The sequence below is a fragment of the Methanobacterium sp. genome (genome assembly GCF_038562635.1).
GTDB lineage: Archaea > Methanobacteriota > Methanobacteria > Methanobacteriales > Methanobacteriaceae > Methanobacterium_D.
The window spans coordinates 1,025,279-1,050,252 of the sequence record NZ_JBCFBO010000001.1 but is presented as its reverse complement, the minus strand read 5'-3'; the positions used below and the strand labels follow the sequence as shown (position 1 = coordinate 1,050,252).

The following is a 24,974-nucleotide window of genomic DNA, read 5'->3' as shown; positions in this document are numbered from 1 at the left end:
AACTAGTAACTGAAAAGGAGTAATTTAAATGGAAATTAAAAATATAGCAGCAGCACTACTTGAAGTCCAAAGAAAAATTAAGAATCCATCAAACACCGCTACAAATCCATTTTTCAGGAGTAAATACGCGCCATTACCCGATATTTTAAACTGTGTTCGTCCTCTTTTAACTGAAAATGGAATATTGTTAATTCAGAATACTGGAAGTAATGAAGCTGGAGATGTATATGTTCAAACTAAACTCATTCACACATCAGGTGAGGTAATTGAAACTGATAAATTATTCTTGAAACCTGATAAAAATACAGCTCAGGGAATTGGGAGTGCAATTACATACGGTAGGCGCTATCAGTTAACAGCACTTTTAGGAATAAGTTCTGAAGACGACGACGATGGGAATATAGCTTCAAAAGCACGCCCTAAGGATGGATCAAACCCTTCCCAAGATGATGCTGAAGCAGTAAAATGGATAGATGAAATTAAAGAGATGTTAGTTGCAAAGAATTTTAACGTGAATGAAAATGCAATTATAAGCAAGGCTAAGCAGCTTTATGATGGTCAACAGGTTAAACAGATTGAAGATCAGCTCAAGAGAAACTAATTGGGAATTTACTTAAATTTCTTTAAAATGTTTTGGGAAATATGTTAAAATTAGATTTTTTATTTAAATTAATTTTTACTTTTAAATACGACTTAAATGCATTCGTAAACTTGTTTTTAACCCCCTTATTCTTTGACGAATATATACTATAAAATTCAAAATAATAATGAGGATAGCTTAGTTTGTTTGGAAAAATAAGGAGGGGTTTTATGAAATCAGTTAATCTTAAATATAGCGTTGATTTTGAAAAAAAAGTCTTCCTCTGTGTTTTTTGAACCACACGTAAGGCTTCTAACATAGAGGGCTGTGCATCTTTCCATATTAAAAAGATAACTACTCCCGACAATGTTTATACCCAAAAAGATAATAAGCGCCTCATTTTATCCTCCAAAATATTATCAGAGATTCAAAGGGGACATTCATATTTTAAACCATTTGAAATTGAAATGCACATAGGTGGGGAGGTTTTAAACACTTACTTTGAAAATGAAACGTTTTTTGTATCTGCAGCGAAAAATAAAGAGCTCGAAGAAGAGATAACAAATAAATTAGGGGAAGAATTTGAAAAGAAATATCCTAGAATGTGTCCTGATTTTGTCCAGCGAATATACAAATAATTTAAAAAAATAAAAACAAAAGGGAGTTAAATTCCCTTAAATATTTTATCTAACTGTTCTTTTGGCTGTGGTTTTGTAAGTAAACTTACTACAACTGTTATCACAAATGCAACAGGCAGTGCTATCACTATTGAATCAACTGTAGGCCATGGATTTGCAGCTATGAGAACAGGATTACCTGTAAGCGCTTGACAAATACCAAGGGCTGCTGCTGACTTTTTATACTCAAATACCATCCAGAAGATACTTAACAATGTTCCAATAACTAAACCTGAGATTACACCTGCTTTGGTTGAACGTTTCCAGAACAATGCAAATATGTACATTGAAAGGAATGCAGCTGCAGTTATACTGAACCACATGGCAGTTCCAACAGCTATTATGTTATCTGGTAAAATAAAGCCCAGAATAACTGCTATTATAACTGCAATGGTAATTCCTGCCCTTGCAACTAATACTGATGATTTACCTTTGGTTCCAGTCACTGTTTCGTATATATCACGGCCTAAAGCAGTCCCTTGAACGTGGAATTGGGAGCTTAAAGTAGACATGGCTGCAGAAAGCAGAGTTATCATGAATAAGTAAGCAAACCAGACAGGCATGGCGGTGCTTATAAATGTAGGAATTATTTTATCTGCGTTACCTCCTGCAACTTGCATTGCCAGCTGTCCAACAGTATTAAAGAAGTAAACGTTGGATAATGCTCCTACAACGAACGCAGTACCGGTCATGATGAATATAAATATTCCTCCAATTAGAACTGCTCTGTTAAGTTCTTTGTTGGATTTAACTGTCATGAACCTTACTACGAGCTGTGGTTGTGATAAAACACCAATACCTACTCCTAAAATAAGTGTACTTACTAATGTCCACCAGAATGGGCTTCCAAGCGCAGGCATAGATGTCCATCCAGTAAAACCAGTAGCTGCTGCCGTAGCCGTGGCGTTAGCGGGCACTACATTAACTAAGTTAGTGAGAGCCTGGTTTCCTGCAGTAATACCTCCTGTAATCCAGTAAATGGCCCCTAATAATATGACCATTCCTATAAACATTATGGTTCCCTGCAGGGCATCGGTGTACATAACACCCCTTATTCCACCAAAGACAACATAAATTGCGACTATAACTGCCATTGCAATTAATGCTATTGAATAATTAAGACCTATTGTTGTTTCTACAAATCTTGCCATACCAATTAAAACTACAGATGCATATAAAGGCATTCCTAAAAATATTACTGCACCACTGAAATATTGAATAAATTTACTGTCAAAACGACGCGAAAGAAATTCGGGGAAAGTAAGTGCGTTTAAATTATGCCCCATTTTCCTTGTTCGTTTCCCAAACAGGACAAATGCTATAAAAATACCGACAAGAATGTTCAACACTGTGAGCCATAAAAGGCCCATTCCGTATACTCCTGCTGTTCCACCAAAACCTACAATGGCAGCAGTACTGATAAACGTGGCCCCATAACTGAGGGCCATGATAAATGGATGGGTTTCTCTTCCGGCGACCATATAATCATCGGCGCTTTTAGTCCTTTTCCAGGCTATGTAGCCTACGTAACCCACCATTAAAATATATATTAAAGCTATAACAATAAGTAAGATGTAGTTATCCATTTTAATCCCTACCTATCCTTCTTCATCCCATATCCCTAATTCTTTTTCTTCCATCTCTTTTTCTTTTTTATGCCATTCCATTTCTTCTTTAACTTGTGTTTCTTCGTCTTCATCGCCTTTATTCCAATTTAAGGCTCCATAGATCACACACAAAAGCATACTTAATATAGTTAAGATATAAGCACTCCAAACCCATGGATCATCTATTCCTAGGACCACTGTTTTCACCTCCGCTCATTGAATGTTAAGTAATTAATGATTAATAATTAAAAATAGATACCTTTAAATTTATCTATTTGTGCTCCTATTTAAACTGCCTAAATTATTAAAAATAGAATGTGCTTAGTTATTAGGGCATGTTTCATGTAATTTTTATGTTCATTTTAGTTGGTAGAGTACCCAAATTATTTCGTAATAATTATTGATAAATAATTAATATGATCAACAATAAAATTATCTTCAAACGTGGAGGTTGAGAAAAATCTTCGATTTTTAGAAACCACAAAATTTTTTAACAAAAATTTTTGGAGGTTCTCAAAATTCAGAATGAATTTTGGAACCCCAAAATTGAAAATTTTGGATGGTAAAAAATGAAAGTTGCTGTTTATAAAGGTCCTAAAAAAGTTGAAGAAGTGGAAAATTTTAGAATAAGCAAGCCAACAAATGATATTATAAGAATTACATGTAGTGCCATATGTGGAAGCGATTTGCACATGTATGACGGCGAAACAACAAGAAATCTGGAAGAATATTTAGGCATAGCTAATGGGAGTAATTGAAGAAGTTTGAGATGCTGTACAATTAAGCATGGAGATCGGGTTGTGATGCCTTTTAATATAGCATGTGGTTTTTGCCTGAATTGTATTCAAGGTATGACCAATGCATGCCTCACCTTAAATCCAGATCAGCCGGGATCTGCATATGGATATTGCAAATTTAATAAATGCAGGCGGACATTTGGGAATCATCGGTGTTTATCCCAAGGCAAATCCTGCTGCAGATAATGAAGATGAAAAACAGGGAAATATAATGTTTCCACTTGGGAAACTATGGGAAAAAGGAATTACAATTGGTATGGGACAAACTCCTGTAAAACAATTACACGTGTTTTTAAGAAATTTGATATTTGATGGCAAAGCTAAACCAAGTTTTATAGTTTCAGATAGGATATCCATTGAAGATGCGCCTCAAATTTACACCCAAGTTCGATAAAAGAGATACAGTAGTTAAGCCTGTAATTAAATTTGGGTGGCGGCAAAGTAAATATTTTTAAATGCAGCATGTGCATTAGAATAGTTTAATATAGCACATTTTAACCTTTAATTTTTTACATTACATGTATCTAAGGGGGATAGTTTAAGTTAGATTCAGCAGCACTGTGGATGGGAGATATAGGATTGAAAAAGAATAAAAATCCATTAAAAGGAAATTTGGAAAATACTCAAAGAGTAAATTCTGAAATTGAGAAAAAACAGCTAAGTGCAATAGTAGAAAATATTCCTGCAGGAATTATTATTGCAGAAGCTCCTTCTGGAAAATTCATTATGGCTAATAAGCAAATTGCAAATATATGGCATTATCCGCAAACAGCCCGTGCTGATGAATTTAAGAAATATAGAGGTTTTCATCCAGATGGTACTCCTTATAAATCTTATGAATGGCCATTATCCCGTTCAATTAGAACTGGTGAAGTAGTTAAAGATGAAGAAATTGAAATTTTACGTGGGGACGGTACAAAAGGATGGATAAGTGTTTGCTCTTTGCCGATAACTGATGATGAAGGAAATATTATTTTAGGAATTGTGATGGATCTGGACATAACGGAACGTAAGCACGCAGAAAATGAACTAAAAGAGAATAAAATGAGATTAGAAACCATAATTAGGGGATCTCCAGTTCTTACATTTATAATAGGTCGAGATCATAAGGTTAATTATTGGAACAGGGCTATGGAAGAATATAGTGGGATTAAAGCTGAAGATATAGTTGGAACAGAAGATCAATGGAAAGCACTCTACAGTGAAAAAAGGCCAACTGTCGCTGATCTATTAATAGAAAAAGATTATGAAAGGATTTCAAAATGGCACAGTGGAAAATGTAGGCGGTCTAAAATTGTAAGTGGGGCATATGAACTTGAAAATTTTTTCCCTGCTATGGGTAAAGAAGGTAGATGGCTGCGCGCCACAGTAAGCATTATTGAAGACCATGAAGATAACATAATGGGTGCTATGGAAGTACTTGAGGATATAACTGAGCGCAAACATGCAGAGGAAAAATTAAAAGAAGCTCGTGATAATTTAGAAGAACAGGTTAAAGAACGAACTGCAGAACTCCGAGAAAGTGAAGAGAAATTCCGTACTTTATATGATGATAATCCCTTCATGTACTTCACTATAAATACTGATTTTACTGTATTATCTGTAAATCACTTTGGGGCTGAGTTACTGGGTTATACAGTCCCTGAATTAATTGGCCAGCCGTTGTTGAAGATATTCTACGAGAAAGACATAGAATTTGCAGAACAGAACTTAAGAAATGCCATTAAAAATTATGGTCAGATTTTTCACTGGGAACTACGTAAAGTTCGTAAAGATGGAAGTATACTATGGGTAAAAGAAACGACACGTGCAACAAAGAGATCTGACGGAAAAATCCTTGTTTTTACGGCATGTGGAGATATTACAGATCGTAAGCGCACGGAAAATGCTTTGAAAGAGAGCGAGAAGAAGTTCCGTGAGCTGTTTAATAAAGCTCTAGACATAATAGTGCTATCGGAAGTTCAAGAAGATATGATACCAGGACAATTTATTGAAGTAAATGAAGCCGCAGTTAAAATATTGGGCTACAGTAAAGAAGAATTTTCCAATATGACTCCTCTAGATTTATTTGCACCAGATAGTAAAGACCAGATACCAAAAATCTCGGCAGAACTTAAAAAAAGAGGATCTACTCTATTTGAGGCAAAAAGTGTTACTAAAAGCAGGGGAGAAATACCTGTTGAGGTTAATGTACATATTTTCAAGCTCAGAGGAAAAGATGTAGCTCTCTCTATGGCCCGTAATATTACAGATCGTAAGCGCGCAGAAGAAGCGTTAAAAGAGAGTGAAGAAAAATTCCGTGAAATTTTCAATAATGCAAATGATATGATAACTGTATCTGAAATTAAAGGAGATATACCTGGAAGATTTATTGAAGTAAATGAAGTTGGGTTAAAAATGTTGGGCTATACTAAGGAAGAATTTTTAAATATGACACCTTTTGATATAGTCTCTTCTGAATCCTCTGTTTCTGTATCGGATGTAATATCAGAAATGTCAAAAAAGGGATATGCAAGACATGAAAGTATAATTGTATCTAAAGATGGTTTTAATATACCTGTTGAGATTGCAACACATTTCTTCAAGCTCAAAGGAAAAGATATGATTCTAGCTGTTTCTAGGGACATTACAGATCGTAAACGTGCAGAGGAAGCTTTAAAAGAGAGTGAAAAGAAATTCCGTGAATTATTTGATCAAGCAACGGATATGATTACTTTATCTGAGGTAAATGATGACGGCACTATAAATGGATTTATTGAAGTAAATGAAACTGCATCTAAACGATTAGGATATAGTAAAAATGAATTATTAAATATGGATGCTTTAGATATATATTCAGACACTTCTGCTATATTAAAAATGACATTGGAAATGTTTAAAAAAGGATATTCAATAATTGAAAATGTTCAGATAGCTAAAGATGGAAGGAAGATACCTGTTGAACTTAATACTCATCTTTTTAACTTAGAAGGAAAAAATGTCGTTCTTTCTATTTCTCGTGATATTACTGAGCGTAAAAAAGCTGAAGAAGAACTTAGAAGGAGTGAAACTATTTTAGAAGAGGCTTCACATATTTCTAAAATAGGTGCTTATGAATGGAATATAAAAAAAGATGAATTTATATTGTCTGGGGAAGGACAGCGAATTTATGGAGTTAAAGAGAGTAAATTACCTTTTGAAGAGATTATAAAAGTAGTTTATCCTGCTGATGTCATGATGGTTCGAAGAGCATTGAATGAATCATTAAAAACTTTTAAGCCATATGATTTAGAACACCGCATAAACCGGCCTGATGGTGAAATAAGGTATATACATACTCGAAGTAGTGTTTTATTAGATGATGAAGGAAAGCCTGACAAGATGTACGGTGTAACAGAGGATATAACAGAACGTAAACATGCTGAAGAGCAAATTAAGAGATTAGCAGACATAGTTGATTCATCGGATGATGCTATTATCGGCGAAGATTTAAACGGGATAATATTAAGCTGGAATAAGGGGGCTGAAAAAATATATGGTTATTCTGCCAAGGAAATGGTAGGAAAGTCCATATTAAATTTAGCTCCTAATTCTGAACGTGAAAGAACATCTAAACTTCTAGAAAAAGTTAAAAGCGGCAGAAAAGTAGCTCATTATGAAGCTCAAAGGATGAAAAAGAATGGGATTAAGATAGATATTCTGGTGACATTATCACCTATTAAAAATGTTGATGGAGAGATTACAGGAATTTCTGCAATTGTAAGAGATATAACTGAGCGTAAAAAAGCTGAAAAAGCATTATTAGAAAGTGAGGAAAAGTTAAATGCCACTATTAAATCATCTCCGGATTCTATTATATCTGCTGATTTAAATTTAAATATAATTTCATGTAACCAGGCAAGTGTGGATATGTACGCTGCATCATCAAGCGAAAAATTAATAGGGCTAAATGCATTGGAGTTGATATATCCAAAAGACAGACCAACATTAATAGAAGCTACAAAAATAGCTTTATCTGAGCAAAGAAGTGTAACTTTAGAACTTAATTCTATTACTTTAGATGGTAAGAAAGTTTTTCCTGTAGAAATTTCGGGAAATAGTATCCGTGACGCTGAAGGTAATCCAGTTGGATTTGTAGCTATAACTAAAGACATTACTGAACGTAAGAATGCAGAAAAAGAACGTGAAACTCTTATTGGGGAATTAGAACGTTCTAATCAAGAGTTACAGCAGTTTGCTTATATTGCATCACATGACCTTCAGGAGCCGTTAAGGACGATTTCAAGCTTTACACAACTTTTGGCACGACGATATAAGGGCCAGATTGATAAAGATGCTGATGAATTCATAGATTTTATAGTGGATGGAACAAATAGAATGCAGGCAATGATAAAGGATTTACTGAAGTATTCAAGAGTTCAGACAAGGGGTGAAGAATTTAAACCAACAGATGTGCAAAATGCTCTTGATAAAGCATTATTTAACCTTAAGGTGACTATTGATGAAAATAATGCAGAAATTACTCATGATAAACTTCCTATTGTAACTGCAGATGAGAAACAGCTTATACAGCTTTTCCAAAATTTAATTGGAAATGCCATTAAATTTAAAAAGCCAGATGAACCTCCTAAAATCCATATTTTATCTAGAAAAGATGAAGAAAGTAATGAATATATTTTAGGAGTTTCTGATAATGGTATTGGGATGGATCAGCAGTATGCAGGACGGATTTTTGAGTTATTCCAGAGATTGCATACAAGAGATGAATATAAAGGAACTGGAATTGGGCTGGCAGTTGCAAAAAAAATAGTAGAACGCCACGGTGGAAGGATATGGGTAGAGTCTGAACAGGGTGTTGGTTCAACATTCTATTTTGCGATACCAATAAAAGAAGAATCAGAATAAATTTTAGTTTTAGATTTGTTTATATGGGTGTATTTTTAAGGTATTGGAGGTTCAATAATGCATATTGCAGTTAAACGGGTCCAGAATATATTTAATCATAGTGACAATGGCGAGAATGAAAAGTTTTTTTGAACATGTGGCAGATGATGTTTTGTGGAAGGTAATGGGGACGCATCCTTTGGCTGGAACGTATCACAGCAAACAGGCATTTCTCACACATACTTTTGCACGATTAAATAAAATATTGAAGGAAGGCGTAATTTTAAAGGTTAATGGCATTATAGTTCAATGATACAGCTGCTGTGGAATTAGAATCTTACTCTACTTCCATAAATGGAATGCTGTTCAATAACACTTATTGTTGGATAGTCAAATTTGAAAATGAAATTATAATTGAAGTTCGTGTCTATGTTGATTCTGCTTTGGTACAGAAAGTTATTGAAGAAAATGAGAAGTAACTATTGTACTCGAAATTTATTTACTCTTTAAATTTATAAACTTATTAAAGACTCAATTTACATTCAGGTGATATCATGGATCTAACCGAAAAAGAAGTAGAAGAACTTCAAGAGCAAATTATAATTATTTATAAAGTTATAGATCAAAATAACACTTTTAAATCGTTTTATTATCAGGATATGGATGTTGAAATGCCTAAAAGTGACAGTAATCTAATTAATGAACTTGATAAACTTGAAAATGCAGATGAAATACTTAGAAAATGTATTGTTGAGCTTGAAGAGATGAAGCAGAATAAAAAATTAGAAGACAAAATATTTTATGAAATCATTGCGGGATATGATTTAAGGGATTTATACGAAAAATATGGCATAAAAGAACCTAAAGATCTGGATAAATTGGATATTAAAGAATTATTAAAAGTAATGTAATTAATTTTTAGTATTCTGGCTTTTTTGAAGGCTTCTTTCAGGAATTGTGAAGTAAAATGTTGAACCTGCACCCGGTTCAGACTCAACCCAGATATGCCCACCATGACGTTCAACAATTCTCTTAGAGACTGCAAGTCCGATTCCTGTACCCTCGTATTCATCTTGAGTATGTAACCTCTGAAATATTATAAAAATACGCTCTGCATACTGTGGATCCATTCCAATTCCATTGTCATGGACGCTGAAAACATTTTCATTTCTATTTTTATCTTTACGAGCTTTGATGTGAATTTTAGGAGGTTCATCTGGCTTTTTAAATTTAATGGCATTTCCAATTAGATTCTGGAACAGTTGAATCATCTGTCTTTTATCTGCCATCATTTTGGGAAGGTTTTCATGGGTAATTTGGGCACTATTTTCTTTTATAGACGCATAAAGATTGAATTTTGTGTTTTCCAGGATTTCTTCGGTATTGGTTAGTTCAAACTCTTTTCCTCTTGTTGCTACGCGTGAATAGTTTAGGAGGTCGTTAATTAATGTTTGCATCCTTTTTGCGGCATCTACAATATATTCAATAAACTCATCAGCATCTGAATCTAACTTATCCTTATAACGACGTTCAATTAGCTGGGTAAAACTGGTAATAGTCCTGAGAGGTTCTTGAAGATCATGTGATGATACATAAGCAAACTGCTGCAGTTCCTCATTAGAACGTTTTAACTCTTCTATAAGTGATTTAAGATTTTTTTGACTTTTCTTAAGTTTATTTTCTGTAATTTTTCGTTCTTCAAGTTCTCTTTGAAGGCGTTCGTTAGTTTCTTTTAATTCCCGCGTCCGTCTTTTTACTTTTGATTCTAATTCATTTTTTGCTTCGCCAAGAGCATATTCAATTTCTTTACGTTCTGTAATATCCTGTTCGACACAGATAATGTTTAGAGGATGTCCTGCAAAGTCAGTAACTACTTCTCCACGGCATGAGATTATTCTGATATTCTCATCCTGACGGCGTATTCTAATTTCATATTTAAATGGTTTACGTTCTCTAAGGGCTTTTTCAAGGTTATAATTAACAATATCCTGATCTTCTGGAAGGATCATATTCAAAATAGTGTCATATTTTACTAAATTAGATGAATTAATCCCATAAATTTGGTACATGCCTTCAGAGAGGGTTATTACGTTACTTGGGATATCCCATTCCCAGTTACCAATATGGCCTATTCTCTGGGCTTCTTGAAGTCGGTTATAGTTCTTTTCCAGTGCTTGTTTTATATGTACAGGCTCGGTAAGATCATGTATTACAGAAATTGTACCAATATAATTACCTTTATTGTCTTTAAATGCGTGAATTGAGGATTCAACATAAATTTCCTCTCCATTCTTTTTGGTACTTAAATTTTCCCCGTGCCATTTTCCTATAGTTTTAAGTCTTTGATGAGCATTTTTTCTGTCTTCTACATTTAACCAGCGGTAGTTAACAACATCGGTAAATATTTTACTCAGTACTTCTTCTGATTTAAAGCCGTATAGATCTTCGGCTCCTTTATTCCAGTAGGTTATATGGTTTGCATCGTCAACTGCAATTACAGCATCTCTTACTTCGGATAATATTTCTGCCTGGATCATAATCTGATTTTCAGCTTCTTTTTGTTCGCTAATATCACGGCCAACTGTTACAAATAATCCATTTAAAAAAAATGCAGATACTGCGAAGTGTTTGTTTAATGATTCGAAGTATGTTTCGAATTTTTTACTTTTCTGAGTTCTGATAATTTCATTAGCGGCTTTTACATAATCTGCTATGGCTCTTGGAGATTTATATATCTCGCTGGCACGTTTGCCAATTATTTTTTCCTTTGATGCAGTCGAGTTAAGCGCGGAAGCCGGATTTATATATTTAAAAGCAAAGTCTATAACTTTATTGTGCCTATCATGTACTAATTCATGGATATGTATTTCCTCTTGTGTATTTTCGAATATGGTTAAGTAGTCCGTTTCATTTAGCGAAAACAGGCTTTTTAATTCCATTTTATTCATCCTATTCATTATTTAAGTAATACCTTCTTATGATGAAAAAATTAAATAATGATATAGTTACTATTTTGTATTGTTCTCATTATTATGTTTTGTTATTTAGTTATGAAAAATTTTTTAAATAGAATGGAGTTTATTAATACTAATATTAACTTAATTATTATTTAAAAATCTATTAGGATATTTCATGCCCACAAATGATTTTAATTTGGGGATAAGCCCTTTTAAACTCAATTATTTTGTCAAAAGATCTTTGATTAACTTCAACATCTTCAGTATAGCTGCTGGGCGCTATTCCGTTTTTTAAACTTAATTTAATATAGCAAACATCTCCAGCTAATAAGACAGGGCCATTTAAAGCGTTAATTAAAAAAGAGGTATGGCCTTTAGTATGTCCTGGTGTTGATATTGCCCACAGAGATCCATCGCCAAAAATATCAATGCACTTGCCTAGAATGGGCATATCTGCAGCATCTTTAAAATCAATTTCATAAAGTGTTTTTACACCTTTCAGGTAATCTCCATAGAAGAACGGTTTATAGTCATGGTATTTTTCTTCTTTACTGACAATATATGTGATATTTTTAGGCAATTCACGTGTTCCGGCAACGTGATCAGAGTGGATGTGGGTAAAAAAGACTCCTTTTAATTTAATTCTATTTTTTTCAATATGGTAACCGATATTTTGATTTTCAGCCTGTTTGTATTCATCTACAAATAAATTGGTCTTTATAAATAGTTTTGCAAACAATCCTTTCATATTTCCATGTGGATCATCATGATATGAGCTATCTAAACCTGTATCTATTAAATAATCGCCCAGTTTCTCATGGTGGATCCAGTGGGCTAGTACTGGAACCTCTAAAAGTTCATTTTCAATAACTCCTGCTTTTGGATGGTCTGGGTTCAGTGCGCCTCGTTTATTTAATATTACATATCCTGTAATGAAACTTTTAATTGTTATGGGCTGAGGATTATTAAATAGGGAGTCCCATTCTTTAAAATCATGTTTTTTGACATCAAATGTTTTTCTATCCATAATAAAAACCAGAATTAATGATTTTAGTTGATTTTGATATGAAGTGTAATATTTATTAAAATTTTGAATTGAAAAATAAAAAAGATAGGTGGGGATAATCCCCTAAAATAAATTTATTTTATTCCGTTAAAGCACTTGTCTACGTGTTCTTTACTTGGAGGTTTGGTAATTAAACACACTATGATAGTTACAATTGCTGCTACTGGAAGACCTATGACAATAGGGTCTATAGTAGGCCATGGACTTGCAGTTATAAGAACTGTATTACCTGTAAGTACCTTGCAAATACCAAGTGCCTCTGCTGATTTTTTGTACTGGAATACTAGCCAGAAGAAACTGGCAAAAGTTCCAAATACAAGTCCTGCAATAACTCCTGCTTTTGTAGCTTTCTTCCAGTATATAGCAGCCGTGTATATTGAAAGGAATGCTGCAGCGGTTATACCAAACCATATTGATGTTCCTACAGCAACTATGCTTCCAGGAAGGATAAATCCAAGAATTACTGCTATTATAACTGCTATTAGGATACCTATACGTGCTACATTTACTGAAGATCCTTTTTTCTTATTGGATATAGTTTCATATATATCCCTTCCAAGAGCAGTACCCTGCACGTGGAATTGGGCAGAAAGTGTAGACATGGCTGCTGAAAGCAGAACAATCATAAAAACATATGCAAACCATAAAGGCATGGCAGCGCTGATGAATGTAGGTATGACTGAATCAAGGTTGCCCCCTGCAGCTTGAACTGCGGTCATTCCTGTATGCTGGAAGAAATAAACATTGGAGAGAGACCCTACGATGTAAGCTGCAAATGTGGTCATGAATATGAAGAGACCACCTATCGCTACCGCTCTGTTCAGTTCTTTGTTGGATTTAACTGTCATGAACCTTACTGCAAGTTGTGGTTGTGATAAAACACCTATACCAACACCTAAAATAAGGCTTGAAATCAGAGTCCACCAGAATGGACTGCCTAATGCAGGCATGGAAGTCCATCCTGTAAATCCAGTGGCTGTAGCATTTGCCGTGGCGCTGGCTGGTACCACATTGACTAGATTTGTGAGGGCCTGGTTACCTGCGGTAACGCCTCCTGTAAGCCAGTAAATAGTAATTAGTAGAATAAGCATTCCAAAGAACATGATTGTTCCTTGAAGGGCATCAGTATACATTACTCCCCTTATACCTCCAAATATAACATATACTGCCACAATAAGGGCCATTACAACTAAAGCTATGTTATAATCAATTTGGAGAGTCGTTTGAACAAATCTTGCCATACCAATTAAAACTGCTGATGCGTATAATGGCATTCCTACAAATATTACAGCTCCTGAGAAGTACTGAATAAATTTACTATCGAAACGGCGCGAAAGGAATTCTGGAAATGTGAGGGCATTTAAGTTATGTCCCATTTTTCGGGTACGTTTTCCAAAGAATACAAACGCTATAAAAATTCCTATAATGATGTTTAAAAATACAAGCCATAAAATTCCCATACCATAATTGGCGGCTACACCACCAAATCCTACAATTGCTGCAGTACTGATAAACGTTGCACCATAACTGAGGGCCATGATGTATGGGTGAGTTTCTCTTCCTGCAACCATATAATCATCGGCACTTTTGGTTCGCTTCCAGGCTATGTAACCTACATATCCTATTATGAGGAGATAAACCAGTGCTACAACAATTAATGCAAATAAATCCACTTAATAACCTCCATTAATTAAAATTATCCAAATTTTAGCCTATTTCAACCAGTAATCAATCATAATTTATTAAAATTATGAAAATATTAAAAATAAGCATGAAAAACATGAATATTTTTCCTTTTAATAATTGCTATTAAGTTTACTTTATATATAAAGCCGTAACACTTTTGTTTAAGTGCATTTTTGCGTATAACTTCATACTATTTTACTGCCATGTAATATGGCCTTTTATTGACCATAAAACCAGGCATGGAGTACTAAATCAATTGAGTAGTCCCTATTTTTTGTTATATAAAACATAATTATGACTGGTGTAAAAGCATTTGAAAACGCTCATGTTCACAAAATCTTTGATTTTGTGACCGTAAAAATCGCAGCTTACAAATACTTCGTATTTGTCGCGTCAAAATCAAAGATTTTGACAGCTTGCAAAATTCATAGAATTTTGCTGCCCGGAAATCGTAGATTTTCCGGCGGTGTTCAAAAATTCCTTGAATTTTCGATACCCAGAAAATTCTTCGAATTTTCGGCGGCTTGCAAAACCCAAAGGTTTTGCGCTCCAAAAAACCGTCGGTTTTTTGAGAGATTTTTACATGTCCATGATCCTGTGTATGAGTTATACTTATGTTAAATTGTAATTTTAATTGATTACATGGGATTCATCTTAAAAAATGCAATTTAATTAATCAGCAGTCACATGAAAATGAAACAATATTATTTGCACAACCTTCTGGGCATTAGCGTTGAATAAAATAATGTGGTTGAAAATTTAGAAAAATATTAATTTTCTCCCTAATCTGAATAATATTTCTATTTCAGTGGGGTATCGGAAAAATTGGAGTACCATTTTTTTATTTGAAATTAAATTTAGTAAGTAAGATAGTTTACATTTAAAATTTATAACAAGTTTTATAACTTTCTTCTAATTACATTAAATTAGATATTTTTCCTAAAGTAAGGAAAATTCATTTTTAATCTACTGGCTACTAATCAATTAACTCAGGGGATAAGATGATTTGGAATGAAAAAGCAGAGTGCATGTCAGAAAACGATAAAGAAGCATTACAACTTGAAAGACTACAAATGGCAGTGAAAAGAGCATATGAAAGCGTTCCATATTATAAAAAGCGTTTTGATGAACTGGGTGTTAAACCTGAGGATATTAAAACTCTTAAAGACATTGAAAAGCTCCCATTTACTACAAAGGACGATTTAAGGGATGCTTATCCATTTGGAATGTTTGCAGTACCTAGAAAGGAGATTGTGGAAGTGCATACTTCTTCAGGGACAACAGGAAAACCAACCGTGTCCGGGTACACTCGAGGAGACCTTGAAATTTGGGGCGAAGTTATGGCACGTGGTCTATGTATGTTTGGAGTAACTGACGATGATATAATTCAAAATACTCACGGTTATGGTTTATTTACTGGAGGATTTGGGGTGCATTACGGTGCCCAAAAAATGGGTGCAACTGTTATACCAATTTCAACAGGGCAGACAAAACGCCAGATTGAAATCATGCAGGACTTTGGAACAAGTGTCATGATTTTCACACCTTCATATGGATTATATCTTGCTGAAGAGATTGAAGAAGAAGGAATTGATACGAAAACTATTGGCCTTAAGGCTATAGGTTTTGGTGCGGAAATGTGGACAGAAGAAATGCGTCAGGAGATCCAGAAAAGGTTTAACGCACCTGCATATAATATATATGGACTTACTGAGGTAATTGGGCCAGGAGTAGGTCTTGAATGCAGCGAAAGGGACGGACTTCATATTTCTGAAGATCATTTTTATCCGGAGATCATAGATTCTGATACTCATAATGTATTGCCAGATGGTGAAAAGGGAGAACTTGTTTTAACGACATTAACACGTGAAGGTACTCCATTAATCCGTTTTAGGACAAAAGATGTAACTAAACTTACAAGGGGTAAATGTGGATGTGGAAGAACTCTTGTTAAGATGGATAGAGTTACTGGACGTACCGATGATATGATGAAAATCAGGGGAGTTTCAGTATTCCCATCGCAGATTGAAAAAGCACTTCTTAGAATAGATGAAGTGGAGCCTCACTACCAGATTATTGTCACACGGCCTCATTTGATGGATGAAGTTGAGGTACAGGTTGAAGCTTCAGAAAGTCTTTTTTCAGATGAAATTAAGGAACTTGTGGGTATAAGGGAGAAAATTGAAGATTATATCCACAGTGAAATTGGTCTAAGGGTTAAAGTAACACTTGTTGAGCCAAAAACACTGCCAAGAAGTGAAGGAAAAGCAGTAAGGGTTATAGACAAAAGGGAATTATAAAAAAAGCATTGATAAATACATTAGGTGGCATTATGAAAGTAAAACAGTTGTCCATATTTTTGGAAAATAGGAAAGGAAGGATGAGGAAAGCTCTAGATGTGCTTGAGGAAGGTGGGGTCAATATAAGGGCTCTTTCAATTGCAGACACTTCTGATTTTGGAATTTTAAGGTTAATAGTTCCAGAACCTGATAAAACTAAAAAATTGCTTGAAGACAACAACTTCATTGTAAAAATTGGGGAAGTAATTGCCGTTAGAATGCAGGATCAGCCTGGAGGATTGGGTAAAATCCTGGGAATTCTCGATGATAATGATATTAACCTTGAATATCTTTATGCATTCGTAGAAGAAAAAGAAAATGGAGCTATCGTTTTATTACATCCAGAAAATATCGATGGTGGAATTAAAGCACTTCAAGATGGCGGTGCAGAGGTTATACCTGCTAAAGATATTTATGGGTTATAATTAGCTAAAAATAGGTTTAATCTATTATTTATTTTTATTTTTATTTAATTGAATAAAAAGAAAAAAAGATTTTTTTTTATTTATTTTATTTGATATCATGCCAGAATATCTATTTTGAAACTACGTTTTTTCTATTTATAGCGGCAGTAATCATAAGTCTGGCGATTTATATTCCGTTTATGATGTGTTACTCGTTGTAAATGCCTGAGCGCTTACTTTTTTGGTAGAGTTAACAGTGGTATTTTGAGTCTGATTGTTTGTTTTTGTACTGGTCGTACTATTTGTATGAATATCATTTTGGGAACTGGTTCCATTGTTAATAGATGTATTGGTATTTCCTGAGCCATTGGCATTATCATGTGCAGGGGTAATATTTGATGTATTTGAGCTTGTTTGATTGTGATTAACCTGACTTGCCAGTGTAATATACGCCGCTCCAATAACTACCACTATAAGAATTACAATTAAACCGCTTCTACTATTAATATCCGTTTTTTCACGTCCTTTAATTGATATTTGTAAAGTAATGACTGTAATGGGCACCTTCAAAATGTATTTTTAGATGAATCCACAGCCTGATATAATGAAGTAAAATATTAATTCATTCTCATATTTAAAATTATCTAAAATGGAATTACTGCTTTGCCTAAGTAATAATATCACGATTAAGTAAAATTAAAACCTTTAAAAAGGAATAGCTTGGAATTAAGCCGTAAAATATTCAATAATGAGATATTGGAAAATTATGGCATTTTTTGAATGCACATAATAATTTTTAATGGAAATACACCCTGGATAAACCTGCTAAAATACGCAACAATATTATCGCTGCAATTATTGTTATAATGGCCCACTTAGGTATCTTGCCGGAAAAGTGTGATGCTAAATTCTTTAAATTTAAGAGTTTAAGATAATATAATATCTTTTTTGGCATGTTTTTTCATCCCATTTACTATTTAGCTGTAATCTATTTATTTCACGTATTAACTCCGTAAATAATTAATTTTGGAAGTAATTAGTATGTTGCAGTCTAATATTTAAAATTAGGCTTTGATTTTTGAAAACACATTGAAAAAAATTAGATAATATTGTATAATTTAGGTATGATGTTTAAATGTAACTACATGAAATTTAAAAATAATTTCATGGATATATGATGATTTCTACAAAACCTAAAATTAATTGTTAAATAATAAAAATAGGAAGAATCAATTTGATGAAACAAATTCAAACCCTTTTTCATATGCTTTCATGTTAATATGAATGCTCTTTTGAGGTAAGTTTGCTTTCATAGATCTCAAAACAGCTTCTTTATCTATTGGGAAGCCTGAAACTGCAGTAGCCCCTCCGAGCATAACCATGTTAAGTGAAAGGATATGTCCTGCATCTTTAGCTGCTTTTTCAGCATCAAGAGCGAATACATCTTTTACTTTTGATTTAAGTTCATCTAAAATATCTGGAATTTCTGGATAAGGCACTTCACTTCCAATTATGTTAAAAGGCATTATTGGGGAAGTATTTACAATGACATAGGTGTCTTTACTTGCCTTCTGAATTGCCCTAAGTGCTTCCATGGGTTCAAATGCAATTAGGAGGTTAGTACTGCCTTTTTCAATTATTGGGCTTTTTGAATTCCCTATTTTAAGTTCTGTTGAGACAACCCCTCCACGCTGGGCCATTCCATGTACTTCGCTCATTACAACTCCCATATCGCTTTTCATTGCAGCTTCGCCAATTACAATACTGGTTTTGATGATTCCCTGTCCTCCGACACCGCAGATATAAATGTTATATGGTTCCATTTTTTTAATCTCCATGATTTATAATAGGTTAACTTATTCTTTTAGCTCCAATAGCCTTTTTTGGACAAATTTGCATGCAGACACTGCATCCCCTACAAAACATTGAATCAATGTTTACAGAACCGTCCTCTGCAACATAAATTGCAGGGCAGGTAAGTTCTTTCAGACAGTTCATGCATTTATCACATTTTTCAGGGTCAATATTCATAAGCAACTGATTGGTTACTCCTTTTTTAGTGAGCATGCATGGATATTTTGAAATAACAACTGCTACACCGTCAAACTGCAGCGCTTTTTTGAATATTTCCTTTGATATGTCAACGCTAACTGGGTTTATAACTTCTAAAAACTCTACCCCAACTGCTTTAACGATTTTTTCTATACTTATTTCAGGGGCCATTTCACCCATCCCATCTATTGGAAGCCCTGGATGAGGCTGGCCGCCGGTCATGGCAGTTGTCCTGTTATCTAAAATAACGAGCACAAACTTGTCTTTATTATGCACTGCATTTATGAGAGGTGGGATACCCGCATGGAAAAATGTAGAGTCTCCTATAAAGCTTACAATACTTTGATCAGTTGATTTTGAGAATCCGCAGCTTGTACCTACACTTGAACCCATAGCGAGCAGGTAATCTGCCATTTCATATGGGGATTCAATTCCAAGTGTGTAACAACCGATATCGTTTGGATACACTGCATCAAGACCTAGCTCTTCAACTGCTTTTTTAACAGTATAATAAGCAGCCCTGTGAGGACATCCCGAACATAAAGTCGGTGCACGTACTGGAAGGGGAATGTCCGGTTCATATGATTGGTTTTCTTTTAAATTAATGTCAATAACTTTTCTCATGCCTTCTAGAACTATATCTGGCGTGTACTCAAAGATCATGGGCAGTGTTTCATCGAGTTTGCCGTGTACTTTTGTTTTTAATCCATATTTTCCGATTACTGCAAGTACATCTTTTTCCATTATTGGATCTACTTCTTCAATAACTACTACGTGGTCTAAATCCTTTATAAAGTCATATACCAGTTTTTCAGGGAAAGGATATGAAAAACCAATTTTTAGGATGTTTACAGCCAGATCATTTTTTTCTATAACATCTATGGCATAGTTAAATGCACTGCCGCTTGTAATTACGCCAATTTTGCTTCCTTTATTGAATATCCTGTTAAATGGAGAATTACTGGCCACATCTTCTATTTTTTCCATTTTTTCAACCAGTATTCTGTGCATTTCCCTGGCGTTTGCAGGTACAGGTACAAAACGTTTAGGGTCTTTTTTAAAGTATCCTGTTTTTTTATCGGTGATAGGCTTTTCCAGTTCTACCACTCCTCTCATATGGGAAACCCTTGTGGTTGTACGCATTAAAACAGGTATTTGGAACTCTTCTGAAAGTTCGTACCCGTACTTCATCATATCCTTTATTTCCTGGGGATTGGAAGGTTCAACTGTAGGAATGCCTGCAATCCGTGCGTAATGTCTGTTGTCCTGTTCATTTTGAGATGAGAATATGGAAGGATCATCTGCTGACAGGATGATCATCCCGCCATTTACTCCCTCATAAACTACGCTCATAAATGAATCTGCAGCCACGTTTAAGCCTACATGTTTCATAAAAGTAAATGAACGTAAACCTGATGCTGCAGCAGCAGCTGAAACCTCAAGTGCTACTTTTTCATTGGTGGAAAATTCGAAGTACATCCCTGCATCCTTTGCAAGCTTGGATAAAACATCTCCAATTTCTGAAGATGGTGTACCTGGGTATGTTGAGGCAACTGATACTCCAGCTTCGACTGTTCCTCGAACTGCAGCTTCATTACCTAACAAAAATAGTTTTTCACCTTCTTTACCAGTTAAAACCTTCGTTATATTCATGATATCGCCTTATAATGATTAAATATGCTTTAATTGATTCTTGTGTTTACTTATGCTCATGTTCACAAAATCAAAGATTTTGTGACCGTAAAAATCACAGATTTTTACATGTCTATGATCATGTGCATAAATTATATTTTATGTTAAATTGTAACCGGAAAAATTTTCAATTTTTCCATTTTGATTAATATATATGAATTATCTTAAAAACATGTACTTCCGAATATTCACATGAAACTTGCAAAACTATGTTTTGCAGCACTCAAACATTTTATGTTTGGTGCATCGAAAATCATAGATTTTCGAATGTTTGTGAAACAGAGTTTCACAACCACAAAAACCTTCGGTTTTTGTATGCCCGAAAAATCTCCGATTTTTTATCGGCTGACAAACACATTGTGTTTGTCGCTCCAAAATTCATAGAATTTTGAGAGCTTGCAAAAATTATATTTTTGCGCATGGAAAAATTTCCAATTTTTCCGGTTACGAAACTGAAAGTTTCGTAAACATTCAAAACCTGTCGTTTTTGAAAGATATAATTACATTATTCGCACAACCTTAGACATGAGCGTTTAATAGTATAATTAGAAATTAGTTAAATCTAATTTAGGACATTATCTAAATTAAGCTTTTTTATAGGTATGCTGCTTTTACATTTAAAGTTAATAAAATAAAATTACTGAAATTTTTGATCTTTTTAAAGTATTTGCTGAATTCAATCCCAATAATTGATATCCTCTGATCCTTTTTGATATGAAAGATTATATCCTATAAATTAGTAAAATAAAAGTGAATTTGTGATTTATGTTACTATTTATTAGATTAGATTGATAGAACGTATCTATCTAAAAGCTGAATGTATCCTGAGGAAAATCATGCAGACTGTAAAAATCTATGATCTAAATGTGGAATATGATATAATTCACCGCAATGTGAAGTACTGGCGTTTGGAGCTAAAAAATGAAAAATTAGTGATTATAGCCCCTAATGGGCATGATAATTATGAAAAGATCATAGAAAAACACAAAAAATGGATTTATAAGAAATTTAAAGCTATTAATGCATCAAAACATGAAGCAAAGCAGAGAGAACTTAATTATGGGCTTGGTGAGGAAGAATTCAGGGCACTGGTCCGCAGCCTTGTTGAAAAGTTCTCGCTTGAACTGGGTGTAACTGTAAATAAAATCTATTTCCGGAAGATGAAATCAAGATGGGGAAGCTGCAGTTCCAGAAATAATATCAATATCAACAGATACTTAAAATATTTACCTGAATCTTTAATTGAATATGTTGTTTTTCATGAAGTTGCCCATCTTGTTGAGTTAAATCACAGCAAACGGTTCTGGGATATAATAATGGAAAAATTTAATAATTATAAAGAGATAGAAAAAGAACTCTCAATCTACTGGTTTGCAATTAAAGATACTATAATTGAGGCACAATTTAGTGAATCAAAAACCTAATTGCTTATATATCAATAAAATATATATTAATAAAATAAATGTGAATACTAGAGCATAAAAGGAGGTCAAAAATGCCAGCAGCAAAACGATGGATGGATTTCAATGAAGAAAATGTAAAACAGTTACCAAATTCCTATGGAGTATTCCAGTTTGCCAATGATAAAAAGGAAATTGTTTATATCGGCGAGGGAAAACTGAAACATAATATTTCTATGCATTTTTCAGACGAAGACACAGCAGAAAGCATTGTTTACTTTAGATACCGTGAAAACGACAGTAAAAAAAGTTCAAAACAGAGAAAGAACATTCTGCTTAAAGAATATAGAGAGAAGAATGGAAAAATGCCTGAATTTAATTAAGGGTTTTACTGATTATAATATTTAATGATTGGTTGCTATTTTGATGGATGTTAATTTTAACCCTTAACTATCCCTTTTTTTTTATCAGGGCATATTTGTTATTTTTACCAAACTATCAAATTTTAACTCTTTTAAAATAAGCCCCATGGCCTTACAATGCCCTGAACTTGTAAATATGTCATTTTCTTTAATAATTTTTTTTATCTGATTTGTAACTTCGTATTGTAAAGGATAGGTCTCTTTAAAGACATCTAAAAATTTTTTAAGTATATCATGTTCTATAAGTTTTAAATCATAATATTCTAAAAATCCCCATGCTATGATGTAACGTGTTATCATCAGCAGGTCATCAAAAAGAAGGTCGTCAGAAAACTGCCTGTAAAAATCTACACCTGCAATCATGGAATCGATTTCCTTTTGGACCACGCCCAGATATTCCACGCCGAAGGGGGTAAAGCCGTTTTCAAAGATTATTTTATTGACCACGATGTCGTCAACCATGGTGAATATGAGTTGGATATCCCTTTTGTCGCTGTCTTCAGTTGATTCTGGAAATTCACCCCTGCAGTACCTTTCTTTAAACAGGATGTAGCCGTGTGTTGCCTCGTGGGCAATGGAGCGTTCCAGTGTTTCGTTTGTTTTTTGGATATCTGAACGGATGATAACGATAATGTAATCTGGATGGTACCTGAACCCTGCCCACATACCTTTTATTCCAAGATATGGGCTTTCAAGTATTTTAACTTCTTTTCCAGTTTCGGTTTCTATTTTCTCTAAATAATCCCTTAATTTATTTGAAAATTCAAATTTTGGCATGTGCTCACAGTTATATATTGGTGAGGATGTTATATGAAATTTGTTGAAAATGTAAATATTGTGATGGTTCTGGTGTTATTTTAGTGTATTTTGGAAAATGAGGGGTATTTCGGGATTTTTTTGGTTTAGTTAGTTTATCTGTTACTTGTTTTTGGATTGTCAAAAAATTTTTATATGTTCTGCACCTGCTGTCCAGTTTCAAAATAGTTTACTTGATTTCATTTCAGTATCTGTAAATTAATTCTAAAAATTATGTAATGGGCTATAATTCATGTTTGAATACAATCAATTCAATTTTACTAAACTGAAATAACCTGTACATTCGTTACTTTTGAAACAAATAGAATTCAATTATTATACATTATCCGAAAATGGTATAAACTATTTACAAAATATTAGTTTAAAATTTTTTTTTTTTTACGTATTGGTCATTTAGCTTCTTTTAGGAAAATTTTCCAGATATACACAACTCTACTCGGCTTTTTTCCATTTGATTTGCCTTTTTTCGATTTTTTAAAGTTTGGTACACTACCTTCCCATAGTTCAACTGTTTTATTCAGGTATTCATCTATTTCTTCACTGTATTTCCTTGTTCCAATTGTATAACAGTCATCTTCATTATGAATATAGCTAATTCCATTGCCTTTCTCTTCCATTACTCTGGATATATCAATTAATTTTTGATAAAAAATTTCAGAAACCATTTTTTTACTCCGTATTATCTTTTTTTAATCCAAGTACAATCAGTTATTAATATAAATTAAATACTAAAATGAGGGCTATCATTACTTTATGTTGTTCATTTCCATAAGCATTACTACTAAAAAATGTCTAAAATTAAATAATTTCAAGCCACTTTAGCGGCTTTATGTTCGTGAAGCGAATGCACGTAATATATAATGAATTTAAAGAATATGGTGAATATGTTATCCAACTGATTCTCTCGCCCCATTAGTGGAATCGTTAAAGAACCTCATTTGATTGATTTCATAAGAAGAATCCAACAATAGAATTTATTAATTATAAATAAGGTTATGAGAATGTGATTATTATGGAAACATATCCTAAAAAACATTGGTTTAAATTTGAAGCGTTTTTACAATTCCCTAAACCTATATGTTGGTAAGGGTGGGCCTGTTATGCTATTACTATACTAGCTATAATTATAATTGGCAGATTTTTGATAATGATCGGTGAAAGTTCTACTCCCCCCCCCCCCATTGTGCTTGTTATAGTAACAGGTATAGCCTGCTTTATGGCTGTGGCTATTATAAAAAGTAATTTCATAGAAATGGGCTTATCTTTAAAACAAATGTAAGTATTCAGGATTATCCAAATTTATTTCTCCAATAGTTCACCATCATCTCTCGTAATTTCGTAAAAAAGAAGCCATCAATAGAATTCACTTGGAGGTCTCTTATAATAGAATTTATTTGATTGGTGCATTTTATTGGATTCTGTGGCACCTTCAATAGAACTACTGTCCTTTTATCCCGGTTGAAATACTGCAAAACTCTCCCAAGGAACTAGTCCCCTTCTATTTTTCTAAAGGTTTAATCTCCTGTTAGAGCTATTCTAGGGATATGTTCCGGATCTAGCTGGGGATTCTATAAAATTGCGCTTATCTTTGCTACTTAAAAAAATGTGTTTAAATC

Annotated in this window: 22 protein-coding genes and 1 pseudogene; 12 read left to right on the top strand and 11 right to left on the bottom strand. The window is 33.7% G+C overall.

What is annotated here, in order from left to right:
- Window positions 1–28: 28 nt before the first annotated feature.
- Together AAGU07_RS05195 and AAGU07_RS05190 are read left to right on the top strand one after the other, a co-directional pair.
- Window positions 29–601 (top strand): ERF family protein, encoded by a 573-nt coding sequence (locus tag AAGU07_RS05195; protein WP_342458089.1) that lies wholly within the window; start codon window positions 29–31, stop codon window positions 599–601.
- Between the two features lie 446 nt (window positions 602–1,047).
- A complete protein-coding gene (locus AAGU07_RS05190) occupies window positions 1,048–1,218 on the top strand; it encodes a hypothetical protein (protein ID WP_342458088.1) in 171 nt (56 codons plus the stop codon).
- 26 nt (window positions 1,219–1,244) lie between these two features.
- On the opposite strand, the gene AAGU07_RS05185 is transcribed toward AAGU07_RS05190, so the two are convergent.
- On the bottom strand, window positions 1,245–2,843 hold the full coding sequence (locus AAGU07_RS05185; protein ID WP_342458087.1) for a sodium:solute symporter family protein: 1,599 nt from the start codon (window positions 2,841–2,843) through the stop codon (window positions 1,245–1,247).
- Between the two features lie 12 nt (window positions 2,844–2,855).
- Window positions 2,856–3,062, bottom strand: coding sequence for a symporter small accessory protein (locus AAGU07_RS05180; RefSeq protein ID WP_048080143.1), 207 nt, complete (start codon window positions 3,060–3,062; stop codon window positions 2,856–2,858).
- 371 nt (window positions 3,063–3,433) lie between these two features.
- Between AAGU07_RS05180 and AAGU07_RS05175 the strand changes: the two are divergent.
- The 6 genes and pseudogenes from AAGU07_RS05175 (at window position 3,434) to AAGU07_RS05150 (ending at window position 9,435) form a co-directional block, all read left to right on the top strand.
- Window positions 3,434–3,847, top strand: a pseudogene (locus AAGU07_RS05175) (alcohol dehydrogenase catalytic domain-containing protein).
- On the top strand, window positions 3,765–4,055 hold the full coding sequence (locus AAGU07_RS05170; RefSeq protein WP_342459377.1) for a hypothetical protein: 291 nt from the start codon (window positions 3,765–3,767) through the stop codon (window positions 4,053–4,055). The pseudogene AAGU07_RS05175 and the gene AAGU07_RS05170 overlap by 83 nt, the downstream one beginning before the upstream one ends.
- Window positions 4,056–4,240: 185 nt before the next feature.
- Window positions 4,241–8,545: a PAS domain S-box protein gene (locus AAGU07_RS05165; protein ID WP_342458086.1), complete on the top strand. Its 4,305-nt coding sequence runs from the start codon at window positions 4,241–4,243 to the stop codon at window positions 8,543–8,545.
- A gap of 115 nt (window positions 8,546–8,660) precedes the next feature.
- Entirely contained in the window at window positions 8,661–8,837 is a 177-nt protein-coding gene (locus tag AAGU07_RS05160) for a hypothetical protein (protein ID WP_342458085.1), read from the top strand.
- Between the two features lie 10 nt (window positions 8,838–8,847).
- A complete protein-coding gene (locus AAGU07_RS05155) occupies window positions 8,848–9,003 on the top strand; it encodes a hypothetical protein (RefSeq protein ID WP_342458084.1) in 156 nt (51 codons plus the stop codon).
- A gap of 75 nt (window positions 9,004–9,078) precedes the next feature.
- Window positions 9,079–9,435 (top strand): hypothetical protein, encoded by a 357-nt coding sequence (locus AAGU07_RS05150; protein ID WP_342458083.1) that lies wholly within the window; start codon window positions 9,079–9,081, stop codon window positions 9,433–9,435.
- Here the strand turns inward: AAGU07_RS05150 and AAGU07_RS05145 are convergent, their stop codons facing one another.
- The 3 genes from AAGU07_RS05145 to AAGU07_RS05135 form a co-directional block, all read right to left on the bottom strand.
- On the bottom strand, window positions 9,436–11,463 hold the full coding sequence (locus tag AAGU07_RS05145) for an ATP-binding protein (RefSeq protein ID WP_342458082.1): 2,028 nt from the start codon (window positions 11,461–11,463) through the stop codon (window positions 9,436–9,438). It lies immediately after the preceding gene.
- A 181-nt stretch (window positions 11,464–11,644) separates the two neighbouring features.
- The gene (locus tag AAGU07_RS05140) at window positions 11,645–12,508 is read right to left on the bottom strand and encodes an MBL fold metallo-hydrolase (protein WP_342458081.1); all 864 of its coding nucleotides are present in this window, start codon (window positions 12,506–12,508) and stop codon (window positions 11,645–11,647) included.
- Between the two features lie 113 nt (window positions 12,509–12,621).
- Entirely contained in the window at window positions 12,622–14,220 is a 1,599-nt protein-coding gene (locus AAGU07_RS05135; RefSeq protein ID WP_342458080.1) for a sodium:solute symporter family protein, read from the bottom strand.
- Window positions 14,221–15,234: 1,014 nt separating this feature from the next.
- Here AAGU07_RS05135 and AAGU07_RS05130 point away from each other — a divergent pair.
- Window positions 15,235–16,533, top strand: a complete 1,299-nt coding sequence (locus AAGU07_RS05130; RefSeq protein WP_342458079.1) for a phenylacetate--CoA ligase — start codon at window positions 15,235–15,237, stop codon at window positions 16,531–16,533.
- A gap of 32 nt (window positions 16,534–16,565) precedes the next feature.
- Window positions 16,566–16,997, top strand: coding sequence for an ACT domain-containing protein (locus tag AAGU07_RS05125; protein ID WP_069585239.1), 432 nt, complete (start codon window positions 16,566–16,568; stop codon window positions 16,995–16,997).
- A 177-nt stretch (window positions 16,998–17,174) separates the two neighbouring features.
- On the opposite strand, the gene AAGU07_RS05120 is transcribed toward AAGU07_RS05125, so the two are convergent.
- The 3 genes from AAGU07_RS05120 to iorA all read right to left on the bottom strand — a co-directional run bounded on the left by AAGU07_RS05120 (window position 17,175) and on the right by iorA (window position 20,681).
- The gene (locus AAGU07_RS05120) at window positions 17,175–17,540 is read right to left on the bottom strand and encodes a hypothetical protein (RefSeq protein ID WP_342458078.1); all 366 of its coding nucleotides are present in this window, start codon (window positions 17,538–17,540) and stop codon (window positions 17,175–17,177) included.
- 665 nt (window positions 17,541–18,205) lie between these two features.
- Entirely contained in the window at window positions 18,206–18,799 is a 594-nt protein-coding gene (locus AAGU07_RS05115) for an indolepyruvate oxidoreductase subunit beta (RefSeq protein WP_342458077.1), read from the bottom strand.
- Window positions 18,800–18,827: 28 nt separating this feature from the next.
- Window positions 18,828–20,681 (bottom strand): indolepyruvate ferredoxin oxidoreductase subunit alpha, encoded by a 1,854-nt coding sequence (iorA, locus tag AAGU07_RS05110; RefSeq protein WP_342458076.1) that lies wholly within the window; start codon window positions 20,679–20,681, stop codon window positions 18,828–18,830.
- A gap of 875 nt (window positions 20,682–21,556) precedes the next feature.
- Between iorA and AAGU07_RS05105 the strand changes: the two genes are divergently transcribed.
- Together AAGU07_RS05105 and AAGU07_RS05100 are read left to right on the top strand one after the other, a co-directional pair.
- Window positions 21,557–22,144, top strand: coding sequence for a M48 family metallopeptidase (locus AAGU07_RS05105; RefSeq protein ID WP_342458075.1), 588 nt, complete (start codon window positions 21,557–21,559; stop codon window positions 22,142–22,144).
- A gap of 71 nt (window positions 22,145–22,215) precedes the next feature.
- Window positions 22,216–22,503 (top strand): hypothetical protein, encoded by a 288-nt coding sequence (locus AAGU07_RS05100; protein WP_342458074.1) that lies wholly within the window; start codon window positions 22,216–22,218, stop codon window positions 22,501–22,503.
- Between the two features lie 84 nt (window positions 22,504–22,587).
- Here the strand turns inward: AAGU07_RS05100 and AAGU07_RS05095 are convergent, their stop codons facing one another.
- The 3 genes from AAGU07_RS05095 to AAGU07_RS05085 form a co-directional block, all read right to left on the bottom strand.
- Window positions 22,588–23,319, bottom strand: coding sequence for a hypothetical protein (locus AAGU07_RS05095; RefSeq protein ID WP_342458073.1), 732 nt, complete (start codon window positions 23,317–23,319; stop codon window positions 22,588–22,590).
- A gap of 428 nt (window positions 23,320–23,747) precedes the next feature.
- Complete coding sequence (locus AAGU07_RS05090; RefSeq protein ID WP_342458072.1) at window positions 23,748–24,023, bottom strand: hypothetical protein; 276 nt, start codon at window positions 24,021–24,023, stop codon at window positions 23,748–23,750.
- 433 nt (window positions 24,024–24,456) lie between these two features.
- Window positions 24,457–24,606, bottom strand: coding sequence for a hypothetical protein (locus tag AAGU07_RS05085; RefSeq protein ID WP_342458071.1), 150 nt, complete (start codon window positions 24,604–24,606; stop codon window positions 24,457–24,459).
- Window positions 24,607–24,974: the final 368 nt, after the last annotated feature.